This window comes from Desulfococcus sp., from assembly GCF_050178255.1.
In the GTDB taxonomy this organism is placed as follows: Bacteria; Desulfobacterota; Desulfobacteria; order Desulfobacterales; family Desulfococcaceae; genus Desulfococcus; species Desulfococcus multivorans.
This window is the reverse complement of the sequence record NZ_JBFXGG010000170.1, coordinates 1-4734: the sequence shown is the minus strand read 5'-3', so window position 1 is coordinate 4734 and position 4734 is coordinate 1. Positions and strand designations below refer to the sequence as shown.

General features: G+C 63.1%; 3 protein-coding genes. All 3 read right to left on the bottom strand.

Annotated elements, in window-relative coordinates; all coding sequences use genetic code 11:
* On the bottom strand, positions 1-2654 hold a 2654-nt coding region (locus AB7S84_RS16590; protein ID WP_428155860.1), incomplete at its 3' end, for an efflux RND transporter permease subunit.
* Positions 2651-3841: an efflux RND transporter periplasmic adaptor subunit gene (locus AB7S84_RS16585; RefSeq protein ID WP_428155858.1), complete on the bottom strand. Its 1191-nt coding sequence runs from the start codon at positions 3839-3841 to the stop codon at positions 2651-2653. The genes AB7S84_RS16585 and AB7S84_RS16590, both read right to left, overlap by 4 nt.
* A gap of 3 nt (positions 3842-3844) precedes the next feature.
* The coding region (locus AB7S84_RS16580; protein WP_428155856.1) for a TolC family protein at positions 3845-4734 on the bottom strand (890 nt) is incomplete at its 5' end.

Here is a 4734-nt window from a genome sequence, read left to right as displayed (position 1 = left end):
CCCACCAACAGGACCACCAGGAAAACCAGGCCGATGCCCACGGCTTTCAGGATCCGGCCCATGCTGTCCTTCATTTCCGCGGCCGTGCCGCTCACGACCAAACCGTAGCCGCCGGGCCAGTCCATGCCGGACAGCCGCCCGGCGGTCTCTTCCAGCACCTGGGAAATCCGGCGGGTCCGGTTGTATCCTGTAAGATCCAGGGTATTCTGCAGATTTTCCCGCGTGATGATGGTCTGGCCCTGGTTGTCGGAAACCGATGCCAAGGCGCGCAGCGGGATTTTTCCGTTTGGGGTGTCGATGTCGATATCGGCCAGATGCGCCGAATCCGACACCCACACTTCGTCCAGGGAAACCCGGATGGGAACATCCAGAAATCCTTTGAGACGGAACCCCGATGCCGGAATCCCGTCGATAGCCGCCTGCATCTGCCGGGCCACATCCGCCGGAGTAATACCGTAGCGCCGGGCCATCCAGGCATCGACGGTGATGTTGACCTCCGGTTTGTCCGGCCACCAGGTGCGGGTCAGGTCCACCAGCCCGGAGGTGCCCTCGAGGCGTTTTTCGAGCTCCCTGGCCAGGCCCTGCAGCACCCGACTATCCCGACCGTGGATGACCAGGTCGATGGGCGCCCGGGAGGTGGACATGGGCGTGGCCCCGAACTCATAAACCTGCAAAGAGCGGATTCCCGGCATGCCCGCCAGCTCGGCACGCCAGTGGTCCCCGATCTCCCAGATGCTCTCGTCCCGCTGATCCCGGGTGTCGAGGGTGACGGTGATCTGGGCGGTCTGGAGGGTCTGACCGCCGCCGCCAAAGGAAATCTCCCCGGGTTCGGAACCCACCACAGAAGAAATCATGCGAACCGAGGAGGTCTTTCGAAGGATCGCTTCCACGGCGACAAGCCGGTTTTCCATTTCCACAATGGCGGTCGCCGGCGGCATTTCAAAAAAAACCTTGGCGATGCCGGTATCCATGGGCGGCATCAACTCCCGGCCGATCAGCGGAACCACGATCCTGACGGTCAGCACCAGGGCGACCACGGCCAGGACCAGTGCCGTGACGCGCCATTTCAGCGCCGTTTTCAGCAACCGGACATAGACGTCGGCCAAGGCGGCCACCGGCCGGTCAAAGGGTTGCACCAGGCGTTCCAGCCGATTGGGCTTCCAGTCGGGGCGGATCAGCCTCCGTGCGATCAACGGCACGACAAACACCGCCGACAGCAGGGAACCCACCAGGGCCAGGGAGAGGGTGATCGTAAACTGGCGGAGCACCTTTTCCACATACCCGCCGGCAAACATGATGGGAATCAGCATGGCCACGGTGGTGAGCATTCCCGCGGCGATCGCCGTCAGGATCTCGCCCACGGCGCCTTCCACCCGGTCCGAGATATTCCCCCCGCCTTCTGAGGAATCGAGATGTCGGTGGATGTTTTCCAGTACCACCACGGTGGCATCGACCACCATGCCGGTGGCGATGATCAGACCGGACAGGGTTACGATGTTGAGGGTGTATCCGGTAAATCCCAGAGTCGCCAGTCCGAACAGAAAAGACAGGGGAATGCTGACGAGCGCGATAAAAGCGGCCCGCAGATTTGCCAGGAAAACGAAAATAATCATTACGGTCAGGCCGACGGCCATGAACAGAGACTGGCGCATGCCCGTTGTATTGCGGTCGATGAGGGGCGCCTGGTCGTCGGTGATCTCGACATCAATGTCCGGCCATTGGGCTTGCATCCCGGGAAGCGCCGCCTTGACCGCAGCAATGGCGGCCATGGTGTCGCCCCCCTCGGCCCGCAGCACGTTGACGGCGACGGCGGCCCTGCCGTTGCCGTGGTAAAGGCTGCGGGGGTCCTGGATGCCCAGTGCCACGGTCCCCACGTCCGTCAGACGGATATAGGCTTCTTGCTTCCGTCCCACCACGACATTCTCAATATCCGCCAGATCCTTGAATTCGCCGAGGGTTTTGACGAGGCGTTCGCCGTCGGGCCGGTACACGAGTCCGGCCGGGGCCGTAATGTTCTGCGCCCGGATGGCCGAACCCACCTGTTCCGGGTTCAATCCGTATGCCCGGAGCCGGTCCTTGTCGAGCCGGACATCGATCTGGAGCCGGTTCCCCCCGAAGGTGTCCACATCCGCCACCCCCGGGAGACCCAGCAGAAAATCCTTGATGTCATTGTCGGCCAGAAGTCGAATCCGGGCCAGGTCCAGGGGGCTTCCGGAGCGGGGGAAAAGGGCCAGCGTCAGGATGGGGCGGGTCGCATCGGTGATCCGGTAGATCCGCGGCTCCATAATGTCGTCGGGAAGGTCTGCCCGGATGCGGGAAATGGCATTCTGGGTATCCACCACGGCCTCGCCCATGGGCTTTTCATAGAAGAATTCAGCGGTCACCGAGGATACCGCGTCCCGGGAGGTGGAAGAGATCTTTTTAAGGCCCGAGAGGCTGGAGAGTTCTTTTTCGATGACCTCGGTGATGCGCCGGCTTACGTCGGCCGCGGCCGCGCCCGGCTCCACCGTGACCACCGCCACCTGGGGCGGGCTGGTGTCCGGGAAATATTCCACCGGCAGGGTCAAAAAAGCCTTCAGCCCCACCACAGCCGTCAGCAGGGCGCAGACGAGCATGAGCCAGGGATTGTTCAACGCAAAGCGATGGGGCTTCACGAGGAGACCGCCATGCCGTTGCAGCGCCGGACCCATTGCAGATATTCACCCACGGCCACGGACTCTCCGGCAGTCAAGTCTCCCTCGACAAGGGCCTGATCCCCATGCTGGAGCACCACCTGAACCGACACCTGTTTCAGGCGGCCGTCCCGGACCGCATACACGAGGTGCCCGCCCACGGGTGTCGGCACCAGAGCGGTTCGGGGCACCATCAGGCCCCGGTCGCGCTCCACCACCACCTCCAGAGGAATCAGCGTCCCCACCTTCAGTTGTTCAGGACATCGGCAGAAGAGATCGATCTCCGCACGAACGGTCTGGTCCGATTCCAGGGAGGGAAAGATCCGGGCCACGGTTTGGCTTCGCCCCGCTTCGGATACCGGAGCAGGCCAGTGGATCCGCACCGCCTGCCCGGAGCGGACCCATGTCAGATCCTCCTGAACCAGATCGAAGGCAAGCTGATAAGAAGAGACATCTATCATCTCAAAAATGGGTTTTCCCGGCATGGCCATGTCACCGACCTCGACATGGCGCTTCCGGAGAGTGGCGGCGGCGGCGGCCCGGATTTCGGTGTAGCTGAGGCGCGTCCGGGCTTCGGCAAGCCGGGCCTCGAGGCCGATGATTTCCTGTTCGGCGCTCCGGACGGCCTCATTCGCCTGGGTGCTTTTCCCGCGGGCCTCGTCCACCCGGTTCCGGCTGTCTTCGAGAGCCGAGGCGCTGATGCCTTTTTTCTCGAACAAACGCCGGTCCCGGTCATATTCCCGCTTCGCATAGGCCAGGTTGCTCCGGGCGGCGTCAGCCCCGGCCCGAGCACCGGCCAGCCGTGCTTGCGCAGCCTTGATGCCGGCTTCAACCGCAGAGATCTGCGCCCGGATGTCCCGGTCGTCCAGCCGCGCCAGAAGATCGCCCGCGGCAACCCGATCCCCCTCGTTCACCTTGATGGAGACGATGCGTGCAGTGATCTCAGGCGCGATTTCCGCCGCGGCAACGGCCTCCAGTCGGGCCAGATACCGCAAGGTTCGGGAAAGTTCTCCCTCGATGACATCCGCGGTTTCCACGGGCGCGGGCCGTGGCCGCCAGGCCGGCGCCGCCGCCTTCTCTCTTTTGGCTTTGTGCAAAATCATCGTCAGCCCCGCCACAATGGCGACAATGATAAGAACCGCTGCGATACGACCTGAAACGCGTTTCATCCTTTATTCCTTTTCGACCGGCCACAGGGGATCTCCCGCAGCCCGACGCCATTCAACCCGGGCCAGAAGATGGTCCATCACCGACTGGGAATGGGCTACTTCGGCCAGAAGCATGGCGGCCTGGGCGTCGAGCAGATCATTGATGCTGCTTTTGCCGTCTTCGTTCTTGGCCTGTTCGATGCGAAAGGTCTCGCTGGAGAGCGCCACGTTTTTCCGGTTCACGTCCATTCGCTTCAGGCTGTCGACGATCCGCGCCAGGGCCTGCTCCAGCTCGGTTTCGACCTGAAGCCGCACGGCCCGGAGTCGCTCCTGGACTTGCCGTTTACGAATTTCCGCCTGACGAACCTTTGCCCGGATGGCTCCGCCGTGAAACAGCGGCAGACTGGCCTGAAGCCCGGCAGCCCATGCGTCCTCATGCTCGTCATCATAGGGAAGCGCACTTCTCAGGCCGTAGGTTCCGAATCCGTCCACCCGGGGCAGAAACGCCGAGCGCGCCGCGCTGATGTCCGCTTCCGCCCGATCCAGATCCAGCCGTGCGGCGACCAGCTCGGGCCGCCGGATTTCCACGGCCTTTCTTGCCGCATCCATATCGGGCAGGGCCGCCGGGTCGACTTTCAGTTCGCCGCGGACAGCCATCCGGTCGCCCTGAGGGGCATCCAGACCCATAAGCTGTGAGAGCGCAACGACAAGCACCCGACGGTCGGCCAGAATGGACGACAGTCGCTGCTCGATCTCGGCCAGGCGGACATCGATCTTCATCAGATCCACCGGTGCGACCCGGCCGACATCCAGTTGAAGTTGAGTGGTCTCCTTCTGGGACTCGAGAGCGTCCATGGAGGCCCGGGCGGAACGCTCGGTTTCATCCAGCTGCAGAATTTTGTAGAATACCGCAT

Excerpts from the sequence above, each read along its gene's own strand:
- AB7S84_RS16585 (WP_428155858.1), bottom strand. The coding sequence starts at position 3,841 with ATGAAACGCGTTTCAGGTCGTATCGCAGCGGTTCTTATCATTGTCGCC.